The sequence below is a fragment of the Lachnoanaerobaculum sanguinis genome, from assembly GCF_033242365.1.
Taxonomy (GTDB): Bacteria; Bacillota; Clostridia; order Lachnospirales; family Lachnospiraceae; genus Lachnoanaerobaculum; species Lachnoanaerobaculum sanguinis.
In genome coordinates this window covers 1-1000 of the sequence record NZ_BTHK01000045.1, presented here as the reverse complement: position 1 = coordinate 1000, position 1000 = coordinate 1, and the positions used below count along the sequence as shown (strand labels likewise).

At 42.4% G+C, this 1000-nt stretch carries 1 protein-coding gene; it reads right to left on the bottom strand.

Features of this window, described 5'->3' with window-relative positions; genetic code table 11:
• Positions 1-409: 409 nt before the first annotated feature.
• Positions 410-1000: transposase (locus SBH76_RS13450; protein WP_317978164.1), on the bottom strand; the 591-nt coding region annotated here is incomplete at its 5' end.

Below are 1000 nucleotides of genomic sequence, written 5' to 3'. Positions count from 1 at the left end.
TTTTTTAATAAATTCAATACTTTTTGATACCTGTCATTGAATAGAACTAAGGTTATGGAGTGATCTTTACCTCATACAGGGCAGATATATAGTAATAATGGGTGCACCAAATAAAACGTCATCACTATTCGTTCTAAATGGCCTCGATGTGTACCCATCCCTATATGGCAGCTCACCTCTCATGTCCAACAGGATTATCCTCCTTACGGTGGGTCCTCACTTCCTTCGTTCTGCCTGTCCATAACCAGGGTGCCAGCTTAGCTATTCATCAGGGTCATGCCCTTTGGAGAAAATTCCTGCCGGCTACCAGCTCATTCTTTGTACTTTCATCACTGATCCAAACACTACGATTACAGCACCTTTCGGTGGACGCTTCCTATAATCATTATGGTTGTTCTTTATTGCTCGGTTATGCAGCCTTTAACTGCTCTCCCGGACGTCGAATATCTTTCAACATCTTTGATGCATCATAACTGATTCCCTTGGTAAGGATCACATGGAATACTCTTATCAGCTTACATGCTACTGCTATCAGCGACTGCATCTTTTTCAATGGATTCTTTTCCCTGGTGGTATAATATCTGTGGATTTCTTTGAATTCTTCATTCTTTCCCACCACCGATATCGCTGCCTCAAAAAGTAGATATCTGAGACGCTTGCGTCCTCTTTTGCTTATCTTTGTTTTTCCGTCGTGCTTACCGGAACTATCTGCCACCAGTTCCAATCCTGCAAGTTTCTGAAGTTCTTTCGTGCTATCAAAGCGCGTGATATCACCAACTTCTGCTATGAAACCAGCTACGGTTGTTATTCCTATACCTTTTATTTCAAGCAGCTTATCCGCATACCTGACCTGTTGGCACAGTTCTTTGATCAGGTCATTGACCCGTTCAAGGCGTTTTGTCTGGAGTTCATAATCCTCTATCAGATCCTGTATCTCCATCCGAGCTTCTGTAAGACCTGCTTTTAATCCTATGCTTTTCATGGCTGCATTCAGAATCAG